The organism is Serratia sp. S4 (assembly GCF_000347995.1).
Taxonomy (GTDB): domain Bacteria; phylum Pseudomonadota; class Gammaproteobacteria; order Enterobacterales; family Enterobacteriaceae; genus Serratia; species Serratia quinivorans.
In genome coordinates, this window is sequence record NZ_KB661120.1 from 1,765,121 (window position 1) to 1,791,141 (window position 26,021).

Genomic DNA, 26,021 nt, shown 5'->3' on the forward strand with positions numbered 1-26,021 from the left:
GTTGATTACTGCTGGAACCATTTTTTGTAGATGGTTTCGTAAGTCCCATCCTGTTTGATCTTGTCCAGAGCGGCATTGAATTTGCCCTGCAGATCGGTATTTTTCTGGCGAACGGCAATGCCCAGGCCGGTACCGAAGTAGTCTTTATCGGTCACTTTGTCGCCCACGGCGGCCAGTGCCGCGTTTTGTTTCAGCCATTCGTTGACCACCGCAGTGTCACCGAATACCGCATCAACGCGGCCATTTTTCAGATCCAGAATGGCGTTCTGATAGCTGTCGTAAGGCACGGTGGTGATTTCCGGATGCTTATCGGTCAGGTATTTCTGATGGGTGGTGCCGTTCTGCACGCCCACTTTCTTGCCTTTCAGCGCAGCGACGTCAGCCACTTTGCCTTTCTGGGCAACAAACAGCGCGGAGTTGTCGTAATACGGCTTGGTAAACAGCACCTGCTTTTCACGCTCAGGCGTGATGTCCATACCGGCCATCACCGCGTCGAAGCGCTTGAACTTCAGGCTTGGGATCAGGCTGTCAAAGGCCTGATTGGTGAAGGTACACTCGGCCTGGATCTCTTTACACAGCGCATTGGCCAGATCGACATCAAAGCCCTGGATCTTGTTGCCGGCGTCAATAAATTCAAATGGAGGATAAGAAGCTTCGGTAGCGAAACGGATGGTTTCGGCTGCAGAGGCGGAAACGCTGATGCCGGCCAGAACGGCGGCGATTATTAGTTTTTTCATCGCAAACTCCCCAAATTACAGCAAGTAAAATTGTTAGTGTGATAAGTAATTGGCAAACTCGGTGGTCTGTGGACTCTTGAAGTGGCTGGCATCGCCTTGTTCCACTACGTGGCCGTTTTCCATGTACACCACGCGGCTGGCGGTTTTACGCGCCACTTCCACCTCGTGGGTCACGATCACCTGGGTGATCCCGGTGCCGGCCAATTCGCGAATGATGCTGACGATTTGGGCGGTGATCTCAGGATCCAATGCGGCGGTCGGTTCATCAAACAGCAATACCTGCGGTTCCATCATCAGCGCACGGGCAATGGCCACACGCTGTTGCTGGCCACCGGATAGGTGCAGCGGGAAACGATCGGCAAAGTCGGTCAGGCGCAGGCGTTTGAGCAGCTTGTCGGCACGCTCCATCGCCTGAGCCTTGGTCAGGCCCAGCACGCGGCAAGGCGCTTCGATCAGGTTTTGCACCACGGTGAGGTGAGGCCAGAGATTGTATTGCTGGAATACCATGCCGACGTTCTGCCGCAGCTCGCGAATGGCTTTTTCGCCCGGAGCCTGCTTAAAGTCGAATTGATTACCGGCGATCTGCAACTGGCCCGAACGCGGCATTTCCAACAGGTTCAACACCCGCAATAACGAGCTTTTCCCCGCGCCGCTTGGACCCAGCAGCACTAAGGTTTCCCCTGCTGGGCAATCCAGCGTGATGTCAAACAGCGCCTGATGTGCGCCGTAATAGCAATTGATACCGTTAAGTTGAATGCTCATGCGCCAGAATTGAATAGATATTGATGCCGCGAATGTTAACTTCCACAGAATACTTATGCAATCTTTGTGCGTTAAAATTTATTACTGCGCGGCAGAATAGTAAAAGAATAGCACAAGATACCGCGAGTCAGGTTCGAAGGGGGGATTTGTCGTGCATGCTGTGAGGCAGGTAGCGAAATTTCTCAAATTGAACAAATATTGCGCGTAATCAAGGTATTTATCTAACTACCGGTACCCAGGGGTACCGGTAGTTGGTTGGCTTACTGGTTTTCCAATACCTGACGCAGCGTACCGCTGGCAGCGTGCGGTGGCACGTTCAGATAGCGGATATCGTCCACGACCCAACAGGTGCCTTCGCGCACCATCAGCACTTCATCCTGCCAGTTGACTGCGCTGCCACCGTCTTTCTGGTAGCTGAGTTGAACGCGCAACGGGATATTTTTGGCATCAGTATTAGGAATGGTCGACGCGCTGGCGACGGTGGCGCTGGTCGGCCCATTAGCATTGCCGGTGAACAGATCGCCGGTGACCTGATGTTTGCCCGGATTCTGGTTAGCAGTAACCAGATCCTGGTACAGCACTTTACTCAGGTAAGGCTGCAATTGCGCCAGACGGTTGCTGTCCGGCAGGGTAGTACCGGCACCTTGTTGCAGGCGCAAATCGTAAAATTTCTGGGCCACCGCATCCGGGCCGCCTTCCACACAACCGCCGGTACGGGTGCCAATATCCTTGAATGCCGGTTCAACGGTGGTGCAGGCACTCAGTAACAGCGCTAAGGGAAAAACAGCCGCAATCGTTTTTGTTTTCATCTCATTACCTTATGTGAAAGTCTCTACCATGAAGACCACTAGCCTACAGTATAAATGCGATTTCTGGCCTTGCATTCGTAGTGCGTGCCATTTCAATACAGAACATAATGCTAAAACGATGGTCAGATAAATGCCATGAATCAATCAGCAAGGAGTTTTGATGCAGCTTTCAACCACCCCGACCCTGGAAGGGTTTACCATTACCGAGTACTGCGGCGTTGTCACCGGCGAGGCTATTTTGGGTGCCAATATTTTCCGTGATTTCTTTGCCGGCGTGCGTGACATCGTCGGCGGCCGTTCCGGGGCCTATGAGAAAGAGCTGCGTAAAGCGCGTCTGATCGCCTTCAAGGAACTGGAAGAGCAGGCAAAAGAGTTGGGCGCCAACGCAGTGGTCGGTATTGATATCGATTATGAAACCGTGGGTAAAGACAGCAGCATGCTGATGGTGACCGTCAGCGGCACTGCAGTGAAAGTCAGCCGTTAATCCCTTCTCTCACGCCCCGGTAATCTCCGGGGCGTCATATCATTAATCGGCCCTGCGGGATTCAATTCTTAATGGCCGGCGTTCCTGCTGCCTGGCTGCGGGGGCCGGGCGATGCTCTGTCTGTATCCGTTGCTGATGGAAAGGGTTCCGTGGGGTATCAGACCGCTGCTGAACCGGCTGCGGGCGGGAAACCGGGGCTACGGGCGCGCTACGAACCACCGGTTTAGTGGCTGCGGGTCGAGCCACTTGCTGTACGGCATAAGGTGCGGTTGTGCGTTGTTGAGGCTGCTGCGTTAGCCGTTTTTCTGTTTGCTGAACCGGCGTTGCTGATTTTCGCGTTTGCGGCGGTACCGCTGCGGGTGCCGTAGAGGTGAATTTCGGCAGGGTCATTTGCGGCTGAGCATGGGCCGAGGGTGTCACTGCACGGGGGGCGGCTACCGTTCCCGTATGGGTAAAGTTCGGTGTAGTCATTGGCTGGCGTGTATTCATCGCGGCTGCCTGTTGGGCAAAATGGGGTTGCTGCATCGTGTTAACGTTCGGAGCCGGACGGGCCGTCGGTGCGGCAATACGTGGCGCCTGAACCACCGGCGTGTTGCGGTAGTTATTCACGGTGTTGCTACGGTTTACATTATTAAATTGATTGATATTGGTGACGCGGTTAATCACCGTGGTGGAATGCGAGATATAGGGCGCATTGTTGTAGACCACCGGTTGACGCCGATTATTCCAGTGCACATCCCAGCTATGCCAGTCGTCATGATGGTTTTCATTAATCAATGCACCGACCACGATCCCGACGCCAAAGCTGATCACTCCTGCCGCCACCATATCGCCGCTGCTATAGCCGGGAGCACTTTGATATTGGTAGCTCGGGTAGGCCGGTACCGGTGCGCCATAGGCTACCCAGGGGTCGTAACGCGGTACATAGACCACATTCGGCTGGCTGGGCTCAATCACAATGGTTTGGGCCGGGGCAGCCACTACGGTTTGCGGGTAGGGCTGCTGTTCAACGTATTGCGTGGCCGGGGTGACTATCACCTTTTGCTGCGGCGAGGTTTTCAGCGTGCCTTGGGTGGCGGCGCGTTGACGCATCACCTGAATGGCATTCATCACGTCGGTGGGATCGTTGAGATAGGCACTGCCCAGTTCCGTGGTCCAGGGGATATTTTTAGCCATTTGGTCCAGCACGTCAGGAAATTGCACTAATCCACGCACGCTCGGGTCCCAGGGCTGAGCGTCGGCGGCCGTGGTGAGCGCCGCCGGTTGCAGGCCACGATTCTGTGCCAGCCAGTTATCCGCCGTGCTAATTTGGTCAGGATAACCCGCGCCGGCCAATACTTGCGCTAATAGTTTGTCAGGAAAAAGCGCCACCGGGCTGACCAACTGGTACAGTTGATCGGCGCTCAACGGCGTGTAAGCCGGCGCTGTCGCGGGGGATGTGGCCACCGCCGGAGATGTCGCTGCAGGCGGCGCGGCCCCCATGGCGTTGGCCACTGTTTTTTGGTCACAACTGCTGAGCGGCAGCACGGCGATACAGATCAGCCATGAGAGGTAGCTTGGCTTGAACATGAGTGACTCACTTATATCAGCGCAGGTAATATGATTAGCCTAACAGCTGAAGTGCAATCTGCCAGTCCAGCGCAATACTCGCTTGCACATCAGGCTGATCTGTCATCATTTATTGATTACAATGATTATTGGATACAGATTAATCAATCCGGGTTACAAATTCGGCGTAGCTAACACAGGAGGGATTCGTGAAAATTTGGCCAGGGATATTTGCCGTGGCGCTGCTCGCAGGCTGCCAAAGCATGCCGCAGAACACTATCGTCGATCATGGTGGCTATCAGCTAGAAACGCTGCATCAGGCCCAGGGCGCAGACCAGCGCATTCGTTTTCTGGTGATGCATTACACCGCCGAAGACTTCCACTCCTCATTGAAAACCCTGACGGATGAACACGTTAGTGCACATTATCTGTTACCGGCGCACCCGCCGTTGGCTCAGGGCAAACCGGTGGCATTTCAACTGGTGCCGGAAGCTCTGCGAGCATGGCATGCGGGGGCCAGCAGTTGGCGCGGCAGAACCAACCTCAATGACACCTCGATCGGTATTGAGATCGTCAATCGCGGGTTCAACCAAACCCTGCTGTTTACCCACTGGCAGCCCTATACGCCACAGCAAATTGCCCTGTTGATCCCACTGAGCCGCGATATTATTCAGCGCTACGGCATTCAGCCGATGGACGTGGTGGGGCACAGCGACATTGCACCGCAGCGCAAGCAGGATCCCGGTCCGTTATTCCCCTGGCAGCAACTGGCGCAGGCGGGCATAGGTGCCTGGCCGGATGAGGGGCAGGTGCAGAAATTCTTGGCCGGGCGGGATAAACATGCCGAAGTGCCGCTGGCACCGTTGATGGCCAAGCTGGCGAGTTACGGTTATGGCATGGATGCGCGCTGGGATGTTCGGCAGCAGAAAAATGTATTGGCGGCGTTTCAGATGCATTTCCGGCCCAGCGATTATCGCGGTGAGCCGGATGCGGAGAGTGAGGCGATTGTCGACGCGCTGTTGCTGAAATACGGAGCCGCCCGTTAATTACAGGCCGTGCAGCTTGCCGTGATCCTTCAGCCAGCGGGCGGTACGCGAGATACCTTCATCCAGCGAAATAATTGGCCGGTAGTCCAGTTCTTGCTGGGCGCGTGTGGTGTCCAGCGTCAGATCAAAATTGAGCTTGGCGACGCCATAGTGCGTCAGTACCGGCTCTTTTTCACTTTTGCTGCCGAGCTTTTCCATGCCACGCGCCATCATGTCGAGCATTGGGTAGGGTACCGAGCGGATCCGACACTTCATGCCCAACTCGTCAATCAACTGCTGCACCACGCTGCGTAGCTGACGCGGCTGCTGGTTGGTGATGTTATAGGCGCGGCCCGACGGGGTATTTTCTTTCTGGGTCGCCAGCCACATGGCATGCACTGCGTTTTCCAGATAGGTCATGTCCACCAGCGCGGCACCGCCGCGTGGCAGCAGCAGGTTGCCATAGCGTTTGATCATCTGTAACAGACGCGGCAGCATCACCTTGTCGTGCGGACCGAATAACCCCTGAGGGCGCAGGATGGTGAAGTGGGTCTGCGGGTTGGACAGCGCCAACTGTTGGATCACCTGTTCACCGGCGGCCTTGCTGCGGGCAAACTCGTTGGCGTAGCGTACAGGGCGGAAGTCTTCGGTAACATTGCGATGGTGATGATAGTCGAAGTAAACCGCTGGCGAAGAGATATGGATAAACTGCGAAACGCCGTAGGCCGCCGCCCATTCGCCCAGGCGACGGGTGGCGCGCACGTTGGCCAGTTCAAAGGCTTCTTCGGTGCCCCAGGGGGAAGTGAAACTGGAGCAGTGCCACAGCACGTCCACATCGGCCAGCATGGCCTTGGCCTGCGATGAGATCAGATTGGTGAGATCGGCATGAATGAATTCCGCACCCATTTTTTCCAGCAGACTGCCCATCGCCTGGTTGCGACCAGTGGCGCGCACTTTAATGCCCTGACGGCGCAGATATTCAACGGCGTTACGGCCTAACCCACTGGTTGCACCGGTGACCAATACCTTCATAACGAACTCTATTCTCACCAAAAATCAGAATGCTGACGGCCTTCAGCGGCGCTCCAGCAAATAAGATGCCATTCTTCCGTTATTTCGTGCTCTATGCAATCGGAAAGGGCCTAACCGCAGCAGCAAAGTGTGCGGTTGATCGACAATTGAGCATCTGGATGCCGCCTGTTACGGCTGATTGCGCGGGTGTTCTTCGGCCAGCCTGGCAATACGCCGGGCCATACCGCGAAAAATAAACAGATGAGCGGGCATCATGGCGAACCAATACAGCAGCCCGCTAAACCCGGCGGGGTGCCACCAGGCCCGTACGTCCAGGGTACGATGGTCGCCGTGATCCTTGATGGTGAAAGCGAGGCGGCCCAGGCCGGGGGCTTTCATGCCAAACAGCAGTGCCAATAGCCGCTGTGGTTTGAGGGTGATCACCTTCCAGCCGTCGACGACGTCGCCAACCTCCAGCGTGTCGCGCTGCGGACGGCCATAAACCACGCGATTGCCAATCATATCGTCCATACGTGCGCGGATCTGCCACAGGATATTGGCGTAAAAATAGCCCTCTTTGCCCCCCAGTTGCTGCACCGTATGCCACAGGGCCTGGCTGGATGCCTGGGTTTCTATCGAGCAACCCGCCTGCTTCGGATAAAAACCATAGCCCGGCCGCCAGCGCGCCCGCGCTTCCGGGTCGTAGCCCCAGTCGGCGGAATCGACCACTTCTTCTTCGCGTTGCAGGGTGGCCGTCACCGCCTGATCGAAGGTTTGCAGCGTCTGCGGGATTAACGCCTGTAACGGTTTACCGTCGGCGGGCAGATCGTGGTTCAACCCCTGGATCAGCGCGTTGGCGATAGACGTGGGCACCGAAGTGATCATGCTGATAAACCATACCGAGATAAAGCGGGTCGGCAGCGGGATCGGGATCAGCCAGCGTTTCTTGCCGCTGATGGCGATAAAGCGTTCAAACATGGTCTGGTAGCTGATGTACTCCGGGCCGGCGACGTCAAAAATGCGGTTTTCTTCCGCCGGATGTGCCAGCAGATCGGCCAGATACACCAGCAGGTTTTCCAACGCCACCGGTGAAGATTTGGAACGTACCCAGCGCGGCGGCGTAAGCACCGGCAGGTTGTAAACCATATCGCGCATGATTTCGAACGCGGCCGAGCCGGGGCCGACAATAATACTGGCTCTTAGCTCGGTGACGGGAACACCGCTCTGACGCAGGATCTCCCCGGTCAGCTTGCGTGCCACCAGATGTGGCGAGCTGTCGCCCTCGGGTTGTAATGCGCCGAGAAAAATGACCTGTTTGACGCTGGAACTACGCAGCGCATCACGCAGGTTTTCAGCGGCCTGGCGTTCCTTTTCAATAAAATCATCGCCGTCGCCCATACCGTGGATCAGATAATAAACCGCGTCGATCTCCCACAGCGCGGCGGCCAGGGTTTCCGGCCGGTAAACGTCGACATATTGGCAGTTAACCTGCGGCCAGTGCTGTTCCTGCAGCCATTCGATACGACGTGCGGCGGCGGTAATGTGATGTCCCTGTTCAATCAGGTGGGGGATCAGGTTTTGGCCGATATAGCCGCTGGCCCCAAGAACCAGTACGCGTTGAGCTGTCATTAGCGCCGCCTTTGCGGTGAAAGTCTGTTTAGCATAGTCACAGGATGCCAAACTCGTGGTTTAAATGCACTTTTTGTGTGGTTATGCGGGCATTGCATCCGCTGACGGGGGGCGTCACACTACCCGCCGTTTGTCTGCGTTAAGCCGGAAGATATGAAACTCAATGCTGTTTGTTATGCCCTGTTGGGACTGGCGCTGATCGCCAGTTTGTTTTTCTTGCATCCGATCTGGATGTGGTGGTTGTTGGCTAACCTGCTGACGCTGGTGGTCTACGGTGCGGATAAGTTTGCTGCACGCAGAAGCTGGCAGCGGGTGCCGGAAAGCACGCTGCTGGTGTTCGGGCTGGTGGGCGGTTGGATGGGAGCGATAGTTGCGCAGCAGGTCTTTCGCCATAAAACCCAGAAACAGCCGTTCAAAACCTGGTTTATCGTCAGCGTGGTGCTGAATATTGTGGCGACGCTGGCGATTTGGTACTGGGTTTATGGCCGCTGGATACTCTGAATGCGGGGCGCGTTGACGCCCCATACAGACAAGCACTCAGGCGTGCTGCCTGAGGAACTGCTGCCATAAATCGACCACCTGCTGCAAATCCTGACGGCTGACGTCAAGGTGGGTCAGAATGCGCGTCAGTGGCCCGCTGCTGATCAGCACGCCGCGCTCACGCATCCAGGGACCCAGCCTGGCCGCCAGCTCTGGTGACTGGCGCAGGTACAGCACGTTGGTTTGCGCGCCCGGTTCAACGATCTCAACGCCAATCTGTTGCAGTTGTTGTTCCAGCCATTTGGCATTGTCGTGATCTTCACGCAGGCGTTCGACATTGTGCTCCAGCGCATAGAGACCGGCCGCCGCCAGAATACCGGCCTGCCGCAGGCCACCGCCGGTCATTTTACGCCAGCGCAGGGCCTGCTGGATAAAGGCTTCGCTGCCGCACAGCAACGAACCCACCGGCGCGCCCAGCCCTTTCGACAGGCAAATGGTGAAGGTGTCGCAGTACTGCACAATCTCTTTCAACGGCACATTTAGCGCGACGGCGGCGTTAAAGATACGTGCGCCGTCGATGTGTAACGCCAGTTGATGCTCGCGGCTGAATTGCCAGGCCTGCTGCAGGTACGCCAAGGGCAGCACACGGCCGCTGATGGTGTTTTCCAGGCTCAGCAGGCGCGTTTTGGCAAAGTGGATATCGTCGGGTTTGATGGCCGCCGCGACCTTATCGAGCGGCAGGGTGCCGTCCGGGTTAGCTTCAATCGGCTGTGGCTGGATGCTGCCGAGCACCGCCGCGCCGCCGGCCTCGTATTTATAGTTATGCGCCTGCTGGCCGACAATGTACTCGTCACCGCGCTGGCAATGGCTCAGCAACGCCACCAGGTTGGCCTGAGTGCCGCTTGGCAAGAACAGCGCCGCCTCTTTACCGGACAGACGGACCGCTTCTGCCTCCAGAGCGTTGACCGTGGGGTCATCGCCGTAAACATCATCACCCACTTCTGCCTGGGCCATGGCCTCGCGCATCGCGGCGCTGGGGCGGGTCACGGTGTCACTGCGTAGATCGATAAGCATAAAAATCCTTTTCCCCTTCATCTTTCAAGCCGCAGCGTTGTTGGCTGCAACTTGAAATTTGTTGGAGATAGTTTTAGCTGAAAGAGGACACGATTATTAACGCAACCAGTTGGTTTTTGCCAGCTCGACCACTTCGTCACCGCGGCCGTTGATAATGGCGCGCAGCATATACAGGCTAAAGCCCTTGGCCTGCTCGAATTTGATCTGCGGCGGCATCGCCAGTTCCTGTTTGGCGGTGACGACGTCCAGCAGTGCCGGGCCGGGATGCGCCAGCATTTCCTGCAGCGCCCCATCCAAATCAGAAGCTTTCTCCACGCGAATGCCTTTGATGCCGGCGGCGTTGGCAATGGCCGCAAAATCAGGATTGTGCAGATCGGTGCCGTCAGTCAGGTAGCCACCGGCCTTCATTTCCATCGCCACGAAGCCCAGTACGCTGTTGTTGAAAATCACAATCTTGACCGGCAGTTTCAGTTGGGCCAGCGACAGGAAATCACCCATCAGCATGGTGAAGCCACCGTCGCCGCACATGGCGATCACCTGTTTGCCCGGTTCGGTGGCCTGTGCGCCAATCGCCTGTGGCATGGCGTTCGCCATCGAGCCATGATTGAACGACCCGAGCAGGCGGCGTTTGCCGTTCATCTTCAGATAACGAGCGGCCCACACCGTTGGCGTACCGACGTCGCAGGTGAAGATGGCGTCATCGCTGGCGTATTGGCTGAGCTGTTGCGCCAGGTACTGCGGGTGAATCGGCTGATCGTCATTGGCCGTCGCCAGCCCGTCGAGATCCTTGCGCGCAGTGCGGTAGTGCTCCAGCGCCTTGTCGAGGAACGCACGGTCGCTTTTGGGTTCTATCTGCGGCAACAGGGCGGTAAGGGTGGTATGGATATCCCCCACCAGCGCCATATTGACCGGGCAGTGTGCGCCGATGCTGCCGGGGTTGATGTCTATCTGAATGATATTGGCATTGGTCGGATAGAAGGCACGGTACGGGAACTGGGTACCGAGCAATACCAGGGTGTCGGCGTTCATCATGGCGTGGTAGCCGGAAGAGAAACCGATCAGGCCGGTCATGCCGACGCTGTAGGGGTTGTCCCATTCGATATGCTCTTTACCGCGCAGTGCATGAACCACCGGAGCCTGCAACAGTTCGGCCAACTTGACCACTTCGTCATGGGAGCCGGCGCAACCGCTGCCGCACATCAGCGTAATGTTCTTCGCCTTGTTCAGGGTCTCCGCCAGCCTGTTCAGTTCGCTCATTGGCGGTTGCACCAGCGGCAGTGCCGGGGTGTGCCACACCATGCTGGCGTCTTCCGGTGCCATCCGCAGCGCCACGTCGCCCGGCAGGACGATCACCGACACGCCGCGATTGAGGATCGCCTTGCGCATGGCGATTTCCAGTACCCGGGGCAACTGTTCCGGGTTAGAGACCAGTTCACAGTAGTGGCTGCATTCGCGGAACAGTTCTTGCGGGTGGGTTTCCTGGAAATAGCCACTGCCGATCTCGCTGGAGGGAATGTGTGCGGCAATCGCCAACACCGGCACATGATTGCGGTGGCAGTCGAACAGACCGTTAATCAGATGCAGGTTACCGGGGCCGCAGGAGCCGGCACAGACCGCCAACTGACCGGTCAACTGGGCTTCTGCTCCGGCGGCAAAGGCGGCGACCTCTTCATGGCGGGTTCCCAGCCATTCGATGGTGCCCATACGGTGCAGGCTGTCGCTGAGGCCGTTGAGCGAATCGCCGGTGACGCCCCAAATGCGTTTCACACCGGCCTGTTCCAGAGTTTTGGCGATCAGTGTGGCTATAGTTTGCTTCATAATTCCCCCAAGCGTTGTAAAGGTCCCTTTATCTTTCAAACCACAGCGTGTGCCGCCTGGCCGTGACTTGAAATCTATTGGGTATGACTTATCAGTCTTTCTCAAATAAACGCAGTAACGAACATGGAACCGGGAAAGTGTAGAAGGGGAAGGTAAAGCCTGCTTGCCGATAAATGCCCCATCGTGGCCGACGGGGCAGAAAGCATCAGGCGAGGGTGACGTCACCTTGCAGTTGGCAACTGCAGGCCAGCACATAGCCCTGGGCGATTTCAGCCGCAGTCAGAGTCATGCTGCTGGTGGTGGTGTAGTCACCTTCGAGGATGCGGGTTTTGCATGAGCCACACACCCCAGCGCGGCAGGCGGCGTTGACCGGCAGCGCGTGGGCTTCCATTGCCGCCAGCAATGTGCTGCCGACCGGTACGCGGAACTCACGCAGCGGGCGGGCGGTGCGCAAGGTTAATCCTTCGCCCTGTTCGCCATCGGTGGCTGCCGGGGTATGGAACTGCTCTTTATGGAAACGGTCGGCCGCTACGCCCAGCTGCAGGCAAAGCCGTTCTGCCTGAGCCATATAGGGGGCCGGGCCGCAGGTCATCACGGTGCGCTCAGTGATATCCGGCGCCGCCTGGCGCAGCACTTCGGCACTGATTCGCCCATTGAGATAGCCCGGTTGAATGTCCTGTTCGGCCATCAGCGTCAGTCGCAGTTTCGGGTGCGTGGCGCATAACTCGCGCCATTGCTCGGCAAAAATGGTATCGGCGGGAGTGCGTACGTTAAAGATCACTGCGATATCACAGGCCGGGCGATTGGCCACCAGCCAGCGACACATGGAGATGATCGGCGTTACGCCGCAGCCGGCCGCCAGCATCAGGTAACGATCGGCCGGATGTTGTTCACAGCTGAACTCGCCTTGCGCATCGGACAGCCACAGCGTGTTGCCGGGTTTGACTTCGCCGGTTAACCAGCGCGAACCCACGCCGTCCGGCAGGCAACGTACACTGATGCTGAGAAAACGGCTCTGGCCGGGCGAAGAGGAGAGCGTATAGGCGCGCAGAGTGTCTTCGCGATTACGGATACTGACCAGCGCAAACTGACCGGGTTGATAAGGGTAAAAAACATCGCAGATCAGGTTGAGCGTCCAGACGTCGGCGGTTTCCTGCTGGATCGAATGCACCTGCATGCGGTTGGGGCAAAGTGGGCTGGGTTGGGTCATTGGGCACCTCAAAAGCAAAGGGGCCGACATCTGCGGCCCCGAGAAACAGCAGCATTAGCCGAGCAGGGCTTGCAGATCCTGATCTACGGTGGTGATCGGGCGCATACCGAATTTTTCGTTCAGGATCGCCATCAGGTTGTCGGTCAGGAAGCCCGGCGCGGTTGGCCCGGTAACAATGTTTTTAACCCCCAATGACAACAGCGTCAGCAGGATGACAATCGCCTTTTGCTCAAACCACGACAGCACCAGGCTCAGTGGCAGTTCGTTGACCGAGCAACCGAGGGTGTCGGCGAGTTTGACCGCCAGCATGATGGCGGAATAGGCGTCGTTACACTGACCGACGTCCAACAGGCGTGGCAAGCCTTCCAGGGTACCGAAATCCAGCTTGTTGAAGCGGTATTTGCCGCAGGCCAGCGTCATGATCAGGCAGTCTTGTGGAACGCTGCGGGCGAAGTCGGTGAAATAGCTGCGCTCATCGCGGCTACCGTCACAGCCGCCGACCAAAAAGACGTGACGCAGTTTCTTTTGTGACACCAGGTCGATCACCGTATCGGCGGCGTTGAGCAGCGTCTGGCGGCCAAAGCCGACGGTGATCATATGTTCGATTTCGCTATAGGGGAAACCACTCATGCCCTGTGCCTGAGCGATCACCTGGCTGAAATCGTCCCCTTCCAGATGGTTAACGCCCGGCCAACCGACGATGCTGCGCGTCCAGATACGATCGCCATAGTTACCGACATTGGGATCGATAATGCAGTTAGAGGTCATCAGGATCGGGCCGGGGAATTTGGCGAACTCGGTCTGCTGGTTCTGCCAGCCGCTGCCGTAGTTGCCCACCAGATGCTTGAATTTTTTCAGTTCCGGGTAGCCGTGCGCCGGCAGCATTTCACCGTGGGTGTAAACGTTCACGTCCTGGCCTTCGGTTTGCTCGAGCAACATGCGCAGATCTTTCAGATCATGGCCGGAGATCAGAATGGCTTTGCCTGCCACCGGACGCACGTTCACCGCACTTGGCACCGGATCGCCGTAAGCCTGAGTCTCACCGTGATCGAGGATCGCCATCACGTTGAAGTTCATTTTGCCGATACCCATGGCGTTGTTCAGCAGGGTATCCACGTCGCGCGGCTGGGTGCCGAGCCAGGCCATAAAGGCGTGGTAGTCGGCGTAGATCTGGTCATCGGACTGGCCCAGTACGTGAGCGTGCTCCATATAGGCCGCGGCGCCTTTCAGGCCGTACAGGCACAGCATGCGCAGGCCGTGTACGTCGTCGCCGACCTCGGCTTTATCGGTATTGAGGGCAAACTGCGCGGCCTGCTGTAGCAGCGAAGGCATATCATCGCCGGCCAGCTGCAGACTGGCCAATGGGTGTTCGACATGGACGCTGGCGTCCAGCAGACGGCAACGGGTGGCCAGAGATTCGCGCAGGGCGATGGTTTCGCGTGCGTAACCGATAATACGATCTGAATCGAAGTTGACGTTGGTCAGGGTAGAGAAGAAAGCACGCGGGGCGAAGCTGTCGATATCATGATCGACTATCCCGAGCGCCCTGGCTTGCAGCGCCCAGGCGGAAAGCCCCTGTAACGCCGCAACTAACAGGTCCTGCAGGTCGGAGGTTTCCGCCGTTTTGCCGCACATACCCTGAGCATAAGAGCAGCCGTTGCCTGCCGGGGTACGGATAGTTTGTTCACATTGCACACAAAACATAATCGCTTCCTTTTTAAAGTTGCATTTATAATGCTTGTTTATGAGCATAGATCGGCAACCGGGGCTTAAAAAGGCTTTTGTGATGCTACCAAGGGCAAGTTTGATTTAGCGCAATTTTACCGTGCGGATGGGAATTATTACGCTTCTCCGGGGGCGAACCCCCGGAGAAGGGTCAAGAGAACAGGGCGATCAGTACCGGTGCCAGCAGGCTGAGCAGAAAGCCATGCACGATGGCCGGTGGCACTATCTCCATCCCCCCGCTGCGTTGCAGCACCGGCAGGGTAAAGTCCATGGAGGTGGCGCCGCACAGACCCAGCGCTGACGAGCGGCTACGACGTACCAGGGTCGGGATTAGCACTATGGCTACCAGTTCACGCGCCAGATCGTTAAAGAAGGCCGCGCTGCCTAATACCGGGCCATAGGCGTCGGTGATTAAAATGCCGGAAAGCGAATACCAGCCAAAACCGGACGCCATGGCCAGCCCGGCCTTAATCGGCAGCCCCAGCAGCTGTGCTGCCAGCGCACCGCCGGCCAGTGAACTTATCACCACCACCACGGCGACTATCATGCCTCGTCGGTTAAGCACTATTTGGCGTAGCGTCATGCCGCTGTTGCGCAGCTGGATGCCCACCAGCAGCAGCAGGAAGATCAAGGCGTATTCGCTGCCTTTGTTGGCAAACTGCAGCCATTGCCACTGCGTCAGGCCGAGCAGGAAACCGCCGAGCACCACGCCGCAAAGCTTGAGCGATTCGAGCGCCATATGCAGGCGGGAGGGCAGTTTTTCCTGTTTATGGCTGTTGTGCCACGGCATTTTGTGTTCCAGCAGTGCCAGCATCAGCAAACTGGCGGCGAGAATGCACAGGAAAAACACCGAAGCATACTGGAATATCAACACCAGGTTGCTGCTCAGGTCCTCCAGAAACGCCAGGCTGATACCCATGAAAAACAGGATCACGTAGACCATCCAGCTCAGCAGGCGGTTGATGGTTTGCAGTAAAGTCCGGCTACGTAGCGCAATGAGGTAACCGGCAATCAGCGGTAACAGAATAATCAGCAGTCCTGAATACATGGTGAAGCTTGCGTCCTTTGTTCTGAGGGCGGCGCCTGGATGAGCGGCGAGGCTCCACACGCTAACCAAAACCACGTCCGGAGTAAAGCGGCAGATTTGACGTCGTCCGCTTGACCTGCAAGGGGTTTTTTGACCATGCTCTGAGGAGGCCACCCCATTAAGGACGGTGACCGCGCGCACGGGAGGCGACAGATGTTCTTAGAGCGAATCGAGATTGTAGGTTTCCGCGGCATTAACCGGCTGTCACTGATGCTGGACGACAACACGCTGCTGCTCGGCGAAAATGCCTGGGGTAAATCCAGCCTGCTTGACGCGCTGACCCTGCTGTTGGCACCGGAACCCAAGCTGTACCGTTTTGAAGCGCACGATTTCCATTTCCCGCCGGGTGAGGAAGAGGCCAAAGATCGGCACCTGCAGGTGGTATTTACCTTCTGCGAGAAAGATATCGGCCATGCTCATCTACCGCGTTACCGCCACCTGTCGCCGTTATGGGTCAAGGGCGGGGATAACCTGAACCGCATTTATTATCGCTGCGAAGGTGAACTGGCCGATGACGGCACGGTTTGCACCTGGCGCGGTTTCCTGGATGCCGACGGTAATCCGATGCAGTTGCACCATATTGAGCAACTGGCACACGCCATTATCCGTATCCACCCGGTACTGCGCCTGCGCGACGCGCGTTTTATCCGCCGCCTACGGCCCAGCACGTTAAATGATGAACATCCGGCCGATAACAAGGCGCTGGCCCAGCAGTTGGATCAACTGATGCGTGAGCTGGTGCGCAACCCGCAAAAGTTGACCAACGCCGAGCTGCGACAGGGGCTGGCGGCTATGCAGCAACTGTTGGAACACTACTTTGCCGAGCAGGGGTCACAGGTGACGCGGCCACGCCGAAAACGCCTGGATCAAGATCAGGATCAGCAGGCATGGCGCTCCCTGGACAGCATCAACCGTATGGTGGCCGAACCCAATAGTCGCAGCATGCGTCTTATTTTACTGGGCATGTTTTCTACGCTGTTACAGGCCAAGGGCAGCGTCAAATTGGATCCGCATGCCCGGCCGCTGCTGCTGGTGGAGGATCCGGAAACGCGCCTGCATCCGATCATGCTTTCGGTAGCCTGGGGGTTGCTTAACCAACTGCCGCTGCAGCGCATCACCACCACTAACTCCAGCGAACTGGTCTCCCTGGTGCCGGTTGAGCACGTTTGTCGGTTGGTGCGTGAGTCGGGACGGGTGGCCACTTATCGTCTTGGGCCGCGCGGGCTGGGGCCGGAAGATGGGCGACGCATTTCTTTTCATATTCGTTTTAACCGGCCGTCGTCGCTGTTCGCCCGTTGTTGGCTGCTGGTAGAAGGCGAAACCGAAGTCTGGCTGCTCAACGAGCTGGCTCGCCAGTGCGGTTATCATTTTGAGGCGGAAGGGGTACGGGTGATCGAATTCGCCCAGTGCGGCCTGAAGCCGCTGCTGAGGTTCGCCCGGCGTATGGGCATTGAGTGGCATGCGTTGGTGGATGGCGATGAGGCAGGGCGCAAATACGCCGGCACCGTCCGCGGCATGCTGGATAACCATGAGGATAACGAGCGTGACCGGCTGACCGCGTTACCAGCACCGGATATGGAACACTTTATGTTCCGTGAAGGTTTCAGCCCGGTCTATTACCGGGTCGCCTCCGTGCCGAGCAATGCTCAGATGCCGGTACGCAAGGTGATCCTCAAGGCAGTGCATCACTCGTCGAAGCCCGATCTGGCCATTGAGGTGGCGATGCAAGCGGGCGAGTGGGGCACGGACTCGGTGCCGCCATTGCTGAAAAAAATGTTCTCACGCGTGATCTGGCTGGCGCGCGGCCGGGCCGACTAGGCCCCGGCAAAACGGGGTTGGTTGCTGAAATGCTCGGCCATCCCCTGTTCCAGCTCGTCCAGCAGTTGATAGCGGCGGCGAGATTCTGCACGTTTTTTGCTGGCCACCTCATCGATCGGTTTACGGGCGATCTGCTCCGGCAACAGGAAATAGCCGCTTTCCAGCATCTTGCCGCCCATTGATGTCCAGAATTGATCGTAATCGGCATGCAGTTGGTCTTTCTTTTTACTGTGATAGCGCCAGTTTTGATAGATATGGGTAGCGTTGCCGACCGCCACAATTTGCTGGATGCCCAAATGGCGCGCCAGAGTACAAATCCCTTCCAGCACCAGCCGTTTTGGGAACAACCCGTGACACTCTTTGGTGGCCTGCTGTATTTCGGCGTGCGGCACCTGGTGATTGGCTCCCTGCAACCCCCCGATAAACAGCGTGGGCTGTTGCTGATAGTGCATCAATGCAAAGGTGATTTCCGCCAGCATAATCCCGTTGCCATTACGCAGCAGTAGGGTGGCTTCCCCTTCCTTATTCAGATGATCGATGGCTGCCAGCTCCAGTGAAATGGCGGCACCACTCTTGCCGCAGGCGCGGGTCAGCAAAAAGGGCTTGTTCAGATGACCGAGCAGCATTTTCATCGGCATGCGTTGCTTGCTGAGATCGTAATGATCGCGCAGGGCGAACAGACTCTCGATTTTGCTCATGTTCGCCGCCAGATACGGGCGATGCAGCTTGCACGGCAGATTGGGCTGCGCCTTCAGGATCTCATCCAGCAAAGGGTTGGATGCCAGCGTATTGAGCAGAGCGCTGGTGGTCGGCCAGCGAAATAATGAACGGCCGATAAACTTCAGGCGAAATGATGTTTTCTTCCAGGCTTTGCTGGGTGCCTTGTCGCCATTGGCCAGCGCCGTCATCAATTGCCAGCCGTTAAGCGGGCGTGCAGATACGAGTGGATAGCTGAGCTGAGACATGATGAAATCCTTGGCTGTGTTGAATGGCGCTATTTCACCAAGCCTTCACTAAACGGGAGTTCAATGCAGAATGTAACCAAGGGTGTCTCCACATTGTGTTGAACCAAGGTTTAGTTATTCATCATCGTGCGTGATAATTTAGCTCCGCTGCCGCTGTTGGCAGCATGAATTGCAACAGGCAGGAACCTATTTTGACGTGGTTTAAAGGACATAAGCGACGCTGGGTCATGGCGCTAATCGTACTGGTGGCGATCGTGGCGATGGCGGCCTGGCACTTCAGCCACCCGGCCCCGACTCCATTTAAAACGGTGAAGGTGGTCAAGGGCGATCTACAGCAAAACGTACTGGCAACCGGCCAGCTTGACGCGGTACGCAAGGTTGACGTGGGTGCGCAGGTGAGTGGGCAGTTGGAAAGCCTGTATGTCGAGATCGGCGATCGGGTTAAAAAAGGCCAGTTGCTTGGGGTAATTGATCCGCAACAGGCGCAAAACAGCATCCGTGAGGGTGAGGCGACGTTGCGTGAGCTGCACGCCCAGTTGCAACAGGCGCAGGCTGAGCAACAGCTGGCGGCGGTAACGCTGCAGCGTAATCAGGCGTTGGCCAAACTGCAGGCGGTGTCACGCCAGGATCTGGATCAGGCGGCGACACAGTTGGCGGTGAAGAAGGCGCAGGTGGGGACCATTCAGGCGCAGATCGCCAGGAATCAGGCCAGCCTGGATACCGCCAAGATCAATCTGGCGTTTACCCGTATAGAAGCACCGATGGACGGTGACGTGGTGCAAATCACCACGCTGCAGGGCCAGACGGTGATAGCCGCGCAGCAGGCTCCGAACATTTTGACGCTGGCGGATCTCAGCACCATGCTGGTGAAGGCTCAGGTGTCGGAAGCGGACGTCATCAGCCTCAAGCCGGGCCAAAAAGCCTGGTTTACCGTGTTGGGCGATCCTAACCGACGCTTTGACGGCGTGCTGAAAGATATTCAGCCAACGCCGGAAAAGGTCAATAACGCCATCTTTTACTATGCGCGTTTTGAAGTGCCCAATCCCGAGGGATTATTGCGACTGCAGATGACGGCGCAGGTGCATATTCAACTGGCGGGCGTCAATCAGGTGCAGGTCATTCCTCTGGCAGCGTTGGGCGATCAAATTGCTGATAATCGCTACCATGTTTCGATATTGAAACAGGGCAAGGAGGAAAAGCGCGAGGTGGCCATTGGCCTGCGAAATAATATCGACGTGCAAATTCTCAGCGGATTGAACATTGGCGATGAAGTGATTGTCAGCCGCGGCGGCGCGGAGGCTCTCTGATGGCCGCGCTGTTGGAACTGAGCGGCATCAGCCGCAGCTATCAGTCGGGCGACCAGACCGTAGCGGTGTTGAAGGACGTGAGCCTGAGCATCAATGCCGGTGAAATGGTGGCGATTATGGGAGCCTCCGGCTCCGGCAAGTCGACGCTGATGAATATTCTCGGCTGTCTGGATAAGCCCAGCGCCGGCGTTTATCGGGTGGCCGGACAGGACGTGGCGACGCTGGATGGGGATGCGCTGGCCCGGTTGCGGCGTGAGCATTTCGGCTTCATCTTCCAGCGTTATCATTTACTGCCTCATCTGAGCGCGGCGCATAACGTTGAGGTCCCGGCGGTGTATGCCGGACTGGGTAAGGCAGCGCGGCGCGAGCGTGCGATTGCGCTGTTACAGCGTTTGGGGCTGGGTGAACGCGTTGGCTACCGGCCAAGCCAGCTTTCCGGCGGCCAGCAGCAGCGGGTCAGTATTGCCCGTGCGCTGATGAACGGGGGGCAGGTGATCCTGGCGGATGAGCCGACCGGTGCCCTCGATAGCCATTCTGGCGAGGAGGTGATGACCATCCTCAAGCAACTGCGTGAGCAGGGGCATACGGTGATTATCGTCACTCACGATCCGGCGGTGGCCCAGCAGGCTGAGCGGATCATTGAAATTCGCGACGGAGAGATTATTGCCGATTCACGCCCGGAACGGCAGAGCAACCCGAACGCCAAACCGCTGGAGATGGTGGCACCGGCGCCGTCCTGGCAGCAAACGACCGGCCGTTTTCGTGAGGCATTGGTGATGGCCTGGCGAGCGATGGCGGCAAGTAAAATGCGCACCGCGCTGACCATGTTGGGCATTATTATCGGCATTGCCTCGGTGGTGTCGATCCTGGTGATCGGCGACGCCGCCAAACAGATGGTACTGGCGGATATCAAGTCCATCGGCACCAATACGGTCGACATTTACCCCGGCAAGGACTTCGGCGACGACGATCCGACCTTCCGCCAGGCACTGAAATACGACGATCTTGAGGCACTGCGCGAGCAGCCTTATGTCAATGCACTGTCACCCACGATTGCCAGCAGCATGCGGTTGCGCTTGGGTAACGTCGATGTGGCGGCCAATGTTACCGGGGTCAGCGAACAGTTTTTCCGCGTCTACGGCATGACCTTTACCCAGGGCGTCGGTATCGATCAACTGCAGGTGCAATCGCAGTCGCAAACGGTGGTCATCGACGCCAATACTCAGCGCCGGCTATTCCCCAATATAAAGGACGTGGTCGGTCAGGTGATCCTGGTGGGCAATATGCCGGCGACGGTGGTTGGCGTGGCGAAGGAGAAACAGTCGATGTTCGGCAGCAGCAAGACGCTGAACGTCTGGGTACCCTACAGCACCATGGCCAACCGGCTGATGGGTAACGTCTATTTTGATTCGATCACGGTACGTATTCGCGAGGGCTACAATAGCCAGGAAGCGGAGCAGAAGTTGACGCGTTTGCTGACGCTGCGCCATGGCAAGAAAGACATCTTCACCTATAACATGGACAGCCTGGTTCAGACCGCAGAAAAAACCACGCGCACGCTGCAGCTATTTCTGACGTTGGTGGCGGTGATTTCACTGGTGGTTGGCGGCATTGGCGTGATGAACATCATGCTGGTGTCGGTGACGGAGCGCACTCGCGAGATCGGCATTCGTATGGCGGTCGGCGCTCGCTCCGGGGACGTGCTGCAGCAGTTTCTGATTGAAGCGGTACTGGTGTGCCTGGTGGGTGGTGCCCTGGGCATTACGCTGTCGTTTGCCATCGGCCTGCTGGTGCAACTGGTGCTACCGGGCTGGCAGATCAGTTTCCCTCCGGCTGCGTTGTTGAGTGCGTTTGTCTGTTCTACCGCCATTGGCGTGGTGTTTGGCTATTTGCCGGCACGCAGCGCAGCGCGGCTTAACCCGATTGACGCTCTGGCTCGCGAATAGCCTGGCCTGCCCTATTGAAATTCATAGGGCATAATAAAAAATGCCAGTCATACGGCGGCTGGCATTTTTTTTCGGTGTTTCAGACTGACTGGGTGGAAGCGTTTAGGCCAACGCCTCGCTTTCCACTGGCACAATAAGACTCGCATGATTCCCTTTTGGCCCCTGGTGCACGTCAAAACTGACCTGTTGGCCAGCTTTTAGCGTCCGGTACCCATCCATCTTAATCGTAGAATAGTGGGCGAATATGTCTTCGCCACCGCCTTCAGGACAAATAAACCCAAACCCTTTGGCGTTGTTGAACCATTTAACAGTACCCGTCTCCATGCTTTTACATCCCTCGCAACGCAATTTTTAGGTGAGATGAATAACTGAATTCGCACCCGCCAGTGGCAGGCGGCAGATGAGCCTGAAAGTGGTTAAAACACCACCAGCCCATGAATTTACACTCTAGAGCAAATGATTATCACGTCAAGGGATCGGCTTTTGTCGGCAGCGAGCAGTTCATCAAAGTTTGAAGCAGGTAACGCTATTGACATTGTTTGGTAACAATTCGTCAGAGATATTTGCGCACGTTCCAGTGCGGCGGGATGCTGGCGAAGATGATAAAATAGTATGGATACCCCACTTTGAATAACCGGAACCTGTCCCCATATAAAAGGACAGAGCAGAGAAGATGAGCAGCGATGGGCAATAACAACGATTGGCTAAATTTTGAACACTTGGCCGAAGAAAAACAAATCGATGCGGTAAAACCGCCGTCTATGTATAAAGTTATACTTAACAACGACGATTACACACCGATGGAATTTGTGATTGACGTTCTGCAAAAGTTCTTTTCTTATGATATTGAACGCGCAACGCAACTGATGCTCACGGTCCACTATCAAGGCAAGGCGATCTGCGGTGTATTTACCGCCGAGGTGGCGGAAACCAAAGTCGTGCATGTGAACCGTTATGCCAGGGAGAACGAGCATCCGTTGCTTTGTACGCTGGAAAAAGCCTGAATAAGGCAATCTATTGGGGAGGTGCTTATGCTCAATCAAGAACTGGAACTCAGTCTCAACATGGCTTTCGCCAGAGCGCGTGAGCACAGACACGAGTTTATGACCGTGGAGCACCTGTTGCTGGCGTTACTCAGCAACCCTGCCGCGCGGGAAGCGCTTGAGGCATGTACGGTGGACCTGGCCGCATTACGCCAGGAACTCGAAGCCTTTATCGAACAAACCACGCCGACGCTGCCCGCCAGCGAAGAAGAGCGCGACACTCAGCCGACGCTCAGCTTCCAGCGCGTACTGCAGCGTGCGGTATTCCATGTACAATCTTCCGGCCGCAGCGAAGTCAGCGGCGCCAACGTGCTGGTGGCAATTTTCAGCGAGCAGGAGTCGCAGGCGGCTTACCTGCTGCGCAAACACGACGTCAGTCGTCTTGACGTAGTGAACTTCATTTCACATGGCACACGTAAAGACGAGCCGGGCCAAACGCCGAATGCGGAAAACCCGGTGAATGAAGAGCAGTCCGGAGGGGAAGACCGTATGGAAAACTTCACCACCAACCTCAACCAACTGGCCCGGGTGGGCGGTATCGATCCCTTGATTGGCCGTGGTCCTGAGCTGGAGCGTGCCATTCAGGTGTTGTGCCGTCGCCGCAAGAATAACCCGCTGTTAGTGGGTGAGTCCGGCGTGGGTAAAACCGCGATTGCCGAAGGGCTGGCCTGGCGCATCGTGCAGGGCGACGTCCCGGAAGTGATGGCGGACTGTACGCTGTATTCGCTGGATATAGGATCGTTGCTGGCCGGTACCAAATACCGTGGCGATTTCGAGAAACGCTTCAAGGCCCTGCTGAAACAGTTGGAGCAGGACAAGAACAGCATCCTGTTTATCGATGAGATCCACACCATCATCGGTGCCGGAGCGGCTTCCGGTGGGCAGGTAGATGCCGCCAACCTGATCAAACCGCTGCTTTCCAGCGGCAAGATCCGGGTCATAGGTTCGACCACCTATCAGGAATTCAGCAACATCTTTGAAAAAGATCGCGCCTTGGCCCGTCGCTTCCAGAAAATCGACATTATCGAGCCGACGCCGGAAGAGACCATTCAGATCATCAACGGCCTGAAAACCAAGTACGAAGCGCACCACGATGTGCGTTATACCGCGAAAGCGGTGCGTGCCGCGGTTGAGCTGTCGGTGAAATACATCAACGACCGTCATCTGCCGGATAAGGCTATCGACGTGATCGACGAGGCGGGGGCTCGCAGCCGATTGATGCCGGTCAGCAAGCGCAAGAAAACCGTTAACGTTTCCGACATTGAGTCGGTGGTGGCGCGTATCGCACGTATCCCGGAAAAAACCGTGTCGGCGAGCGATCGCGATGTGTTGAGAAGCCTGGGTGACCGTCTGAAAATGCTGGTATTTGGCCAGGATCAGGCGATTGAAGCGCTGACCGAGGCAATCAAGATGAGCCGTGCGGGTCTGGGCCACGATCGCAAGCCTGTCGGTTCCTTCCTGTTTGCCGGGCCAACCGGGGTCGGGAAAACCGAGGTTACGGTACAGTTGGCGAAGGCGATGGATATCAAACTGCTGCGCTTTGACATGTCCGAATATATGGAACGTCATACCGTTAGCCGTCTGATTGGCGCGCCTCCGGGCTATGTCGGTTACGACCAGGGTGGTCTGCTGACCGACGCGGTGCTCAAGCATCCGCACTCGGTCGTGCTGCTCGATGAAATCGAGAAGGCGCATCCGGACGTGTTCAACCTGCTGCTGCAGGTGATGGACAACGGGACCCTGACCGACAACAACGGCCGTAAGGCGGACTTCCGCAACGTGATCCTGGTGATGACCACCAACGCCGGGGTGCGCGAGACAGAACGTAAATCGATCGGCCTGGTCCAGCAGGACAACAGCACCGACGCGATGGAAGAGATCAAAAAAGTGTTCACGCCGGAATTCCGTAACCGTCTGGACAATATTCTTTGGTTCAACCATCTGTCGACCGAGGTGATCCAGCAGGTTGTCGATAAGTTTATCGTCGAACTGCAGGCGCAGCTGGATGCGAAGGGCGTGTCGCTGGAAGTGAGTGACGAAGCGCGTGACTGGCTGTCAGTGAAAGGCTACGACCGTGCGATGGGCGCTCGTCCAATGGCGCGTGTGATGCAGGAAAACCTGAAGAAACCGCTGGCTAACGAACTGCTGTTCGGCTCGCTGGTGGACGGCGGCTCGGTGAAGGTCGAGTTGGACAAGGAAAACCAGAAACTGACTTATCAATTTATCAGCGCGTCAATGCGCAAGGCGGACGAAGGTGCGGTGCACTAAGTCTGGGGTCAGATTCAGATAAAGAAAAAGCGATGCTTTGGCATCGCTTTTTTTATGGGTGAAAATCATCACCACAACAGAAATGATTGAGCCCTCTCAGTTTACCTGCGCACCTGCAACTCGATGTTGAACGTTGCTACGGGGGTAAACGGAAAGGGCTCCGGAGGCATTACATCCTCGGTGCCGCCATCGGCTGGCGACGAGTGAGCCGATTAACGGCTACGGAAGACAATGCGGCCTTTGCTCAGGTCGTACGGGGTCAGCTCTACAGTGACTTTGTCGCCCGTCAGGATGCGGATGTAGTTCTTGCGCATTTTACCGGAGATATGTGCGGTTACCACGTGCCCGTTTTCTAATTCAACGCGGAACATGGTGTTCGGCAGCGTATCAAGAACGGTGCCCTGCATTTCAATATTGTCTTCTTTGGCCATCGAATCCTCTAGGTCTAACTACCTTAGTTTTTAACCGGCAAGATAATGCCGAAAAACCCACATTATGTAAAGAAGTGTCGGTGAACATTGCACCGTTTCCGCAAAATTAGTTTGTTGGGGAGGGTGGTTCAACCTGCTGTGGGGGTAACACTTGCGGTGCCCAGCATTCTGGCGCTAATGGCTTGCGCTGAAGTTGGCTGAGCTGCTGCAAAAATTGTCTTCGGGGGATCTCTTTCGCTCCCAGCGTGGCAGTGTGAGCGTTAAGCACCTGACAGTCAATCAATTCTCCGCCATAAGCGGCAAAATGGCGGCAAAAAGTCATCAGGGCGCACTTGGAAGCGTTGGTGGTACGGCTAAACATGGATTCGCCGCAAAACAGCGCGCCCTGAGCCACGCCGTACATGCCGCCGACCAGTTCGTTGTCCTGCCATACCTCGATCGAATGGGCGAAGCCAAGGCGGTGCAGATGCAAATAGGCGCGCTGTACTTCCGGGCCAATCCAGGTGCCTTCTTCCGGTCGATCGGCGCAGGCGGCGATCACCGCCGTAAAGTCGTGATTCAGCGTCACCCGAAAGGGGTTACTGCGCAGAAAGCGTTTCAGACTGCGGCTGATATGGCGCTCGGCCGGGAACAGCACCGCGCGTGGGTCCGGCGACCACCACAGAATGGCTTCCCCTGGTGAAAACCAGGGGAAAATGCCGCGCTCATAGGCGGCCAGCAAGCGCGGCGCGGTTAAATCACCGCCAATCGCCAGCAGACCGTTAGGATCGCGCAGCGCGCCCTCAGGTGAGGGGAACGCCAGTGAATGCGGTGACAGCTTAACTATGCGCATAAAAGGTCTCAG

The 26,021-nt window shown here is 56.9% G+C and carries 23 protein-coding genes; 8 read left to right on the plus strand and 15 right to left on the minus strand.

The annotated features are described in order from the left end of the window. Positions 1-5: 5 nt before the first annotated feature. The 3 genes from artJ to SERS4_RS0109025 all read right to left on the minus strand — a co-directional run bounded on the left by artJ (position 6) and on the right by SERS4_RS0109025 (position 2,308). Positions 6-737 carry an arginine ABC transporter substrate-binding protein gene (gene artJ, locus SERS4_RS0109015; protein ID WP_017892235.1) on the minus strand — a complete coding sequence of 244 codons (732 nt, stop codon included), beginning with the start codon at positions 735-737 and terminating at the stop codon, positions 6-8. Positions 738-770: 33 nt separating this feature from the next. After that, positions 771-1,499 (minus strand): arginine ABC transporter ATP-binding protein ArtP, encoded by a 729-nt coding sequence (gene artP, locus SERS4_RS0109020; RefSeq protein ID WP_017892236.1) that lies wholly within the window; start codon positions 1,497-1,499, stop codon positions 771-773. Between the two features lie 260 nt (positions 1,500-1,759). Next, complete coding sequence (locus tag SERS4_RS0109025) at positions 1,760-2,308, minus strand: lipoprotein (RefSeq protein WP_017892237.1); 549 nt, start codon at positions 2,306-2,308, stop codon at positions 1,760-1,762. A 160-nt stretch (positions 2,309-2,468) separates the two neighbouring features. Between SERS4_RS0109025 and SERS4_RS0109030 the strand changes: the two genes are divergently transcribed. Continuing rightward, entirely contained in the window at positions 2,469-2,792 is a 324-nt protein-coding gene (locus tag SERS4_RS0109030) for a heavy metal-binding domain-containing protein (RefSeq protein WP_012006091.1), read from the plus strand. A 42-nt stretch (positions 2,793-2,834) separates the two neighbouring features. Here the strand turns inward: SERS4_RS0109030 and SERS4_RS0109035 are convergent, their stop codons facing one another. Next, entirely contained in the window at positions 2,835-4,361 is a 1,527-nt protein-coding gene (locus SERS4_RS0109035) for a DUF3300 domain-containing protein (protein WP_017892238.1), read from the minus strand. A gap of 188 nt (positions 4,362-4,549) precedes the next feature. Here SERS4_RS0109035 and SERS4_RS0109040 point away from each other — a divergent pair, with 188 nt between their 5' ends. Further along, the gene (locus tag SERS4_RS0109040; RefSeq protein WP_017892239.1) at positions 4,550-5,386 is read left to right on the plus strand and encodes an N-acetylmuramoyl-L-alanine amidase; all 837 of its coding nucleotides are present in this window, start codon (positions 4,550-4,552) and stop codon (positions 5,384-5,386) included. Here SERS4_RS0109040 and SERS4_RS0109045 read toward each other — a convergent pair whose 3' ends face one another. Then, positions 5,387-6,397, minus strand: coding sequence for an NAD(P)-dependent oxidoreductase (locus SERS4_RS0109045; RefSeq protein ID WP_012006093.1), 1,011 nt, complete (start codon positions 6,395-6,397; stop codon positions 5,387-5,389). 168 nt (positions 6,398-6,565) lie between these two features. After that, positions 6,566-8,005 (minus strand): DUF2867 domain-containing protein, encoded by a 1,440-nt coding sequence (locus SERS4_RS0109050; protein WP_017892240.1) that lies wholly within the window; start codon positions 8,003-8,005, stop codon positions 6,566-6,568. 153 nt (positions 8,006-8,158) lie between these two features. Between SERS4_RS0109050 and SERS4_RS0109055 the strand changes: the two genes are divergently transcribed. Then, positions 8,159-8,506, plus strand: coding sequence for a DUF1294 domain-containing protein (locus tag SERS4_RS0109055; protein WP_017892241.1), 348 nt, complete (start codon positions 8,159-8,161; stop codon positions 8,504-8,506). 36 nt (positions 8,507-8,542) lie between these two features. Here the strand turns inward: SERS4_RS0109055 and ltaE are convergent, their stop codons facing one another. From ltaE to SERS4_RS0109080, 5 genes are all read right to left on the minus strand, one after another. Then, complete coding sequence (gene ltaE, locus SERS4_RS0109060; RefSeq protein ID WP_017892242.1) at positions 8,543-9,559, minus strand: low-specificity L-threonine aldolase; 1,017 nt, start codon at positions 9,557-9,559, stop codon at positions 8,543-8,545. A 96-nt stretch (positions 9,560-9,655) separates the two neighbouring features. Further along, positions 9,656-11,377, minus strand: a complete 1,722-nt coding sequence (gene poxB, locus SERS4_RS0109065; protein ID WP_017892243.1) for a ubiquinone-dependent pyruvate dehydrogenase — start codon at positions 11,375-11,377, stop codon at positions 9,656-9,658. A 205-nt stretch (positions 11,378-11,582) separates the two neighbouring features. Then, positions 11,583-12,587 carry an NADH oxidoreductase gene (hcr, locus tag SERS4_RS0109070; RefSeq protein ID WP_017892244.1) on the minus strand — a complete coding sequence of 335 codons (1,005 nt, stop codon included), beginning with the start codon at positions 12,585-12,587 and terminating at the stop codon, positions 11,583-11,585. Between the two features lie 54 nt (positions 12,588-12,641). Next, a complete protein-coding gene (gene hcp, locus SERS4_RS0109075) occupies positions 12,642-14,291 on the minus strand; it encodes a hydroxylamine reductase (RefSeq protein WP_017892245.1) in 1,650 nt (549 codons plus the stop codon). A gap of 172 nt (positions 14,292-14,463) precedes the next feature. After that, on the minus strand, positions 14,464-15,360 hold the full coding sequence (locus SERS4_RS0109080; RefSeq protein ID WP_017892246.1) for a lysine exporter LysO family protein: 897 nt from the start codon (positions 15,358-15,360) through the stop codon (positions 14,464-14,466). 192 nt (positions 15,361-15,552) lie between these two features. Between SERS4_RS0109080 and SERS4_RS0109085 the strand changes: the two genes are divergently transcribed. After that, positions 15,553-17,217: an ATP-dependent endonuclease gene (locus SERS4_RS0109085; RefSeq protein ID WP_012006101.1), complete on the plus strand. Its 1,665-nt coding sequence runs from the start codon at positions 15,553-15,555 to the stop codon at positions 17,215-17,217. Here SERS4_RS0109085 and SERS4_RS0109090 read toward each other — a convergent pair. Then, a complete protein-coding gene (locus SERS4_RS0109090; protein WP_017892247.1) occupies positions 17,214-18,182 on the minus strand; it encodes a VirK/YbjX family protein in 969 nt (322 codons plus the stop codon). The genes SERS4_RS0109085 and SERS4_RS0109090 overlap by 4 nt on opposite strands. 191 nt (positions 18,183-18,373) lie before the next feature. Between SERS4_RS0109090 and macA the strand changes: the two genes are divergently transcribed. Both macA and macB read left to right on the plus strand, forming a co-directional pair. Then, a complete protein-coding gene (macA, locus tag SERS4_RS0109095; protein ID WP_026142292.1) occupies positions 18,374-19,489 on the plus strand; it encodes a macrolide transporter subunit MacA in 1,116 nt (371 codons plus the stop codon). Then, on the plus strand, positions 19,489-21,435 hold the full coding sequence (gene macB, locus SERS4_RS0109100; protein ID WP_017892249.1) for a macrolide ABC transporter ATP-binding protein/permease MacB: 1,947 nt from the start codon (positions 19,489-19,491) through the stop codon (positions 21,433-21,435). The genes macA and macB overlap by 1 nt, the downstream gene beginning before the upstream one ends. 102 nt (positions 21,436-21,537) lie before the next feature. Here macB and cspD read toward each other — a convergent pair whose 3' ends face one another. Beyond that, positions 21,538-21,759: a cold shock-like protein CspD gene (cspD, locus tag SERS4_RS0109105; RefSeq protein ID WP_012006105.1), complete on the minus strand. Its 222-nt coding sequence runs from the start codon at positions 21,757-21,759 to the stop codon at positions 21,538-21,540. Positions 21,760-22,118: 359 nt separating this feature from the next. Here cspD and clpS point away from each other — a divergent pair, with 359 nt between their 5' ends. Further along, a complete protein-coding gene (clpS, locus tag SERS4_RS0109110; RefSeq protein ID WP_004928347.1) occupies positions 22,119-22,439 on the plus strand; it encodes an ATP-dependent Clp protease adapter ClpS in 321 nt (106 codons plus the stop codon). Between the two features lie 27 nt (positions 22,440-22,466). Further along, entirely contained in the window at positions 22,467-24,746 is a 2,280-nt protein-coding gene (gene clpA, locus SERS4_RS0109115) for an ATP-dependent Clp protease ATP-binding subunit ClpA (protein ID WP_017892250.1), read from the plus strand. A 212-nt stretch (positions 24,747-24,958) separates the two neighbouring features. On the opposite strand, the gene infA is transcribed toward clpA, so the two are convergent. Both infA and aat read right to left on the minus strand, forming a co-directional pair. After that, entirely contained in the window at positions 24,959-25,177 is a 219-nt protein-coding gene (gene infA / locus SERS4_RS0109120; protein WP_002211347.1) for a translation initiation factor IF-1, read from the minus strand. Between the two features lie 106 nt (positions 25,178-25,283). Next, the gene (gene aat, locus SERS4_RS0109125; protein WP_017892251.1) at positions 25,284-26,009 is read right to left on the minus strand and encodes a leucyl/phenylalanyl-tRNA--protein transferase; all 726 of its coding nucleotides are present in this window, start codon (positions 26,007-26,009) and stop codon (positions 25,284-25,286) included. Positions 26,010-26,021: the final 12 nt, after the last annotated feature.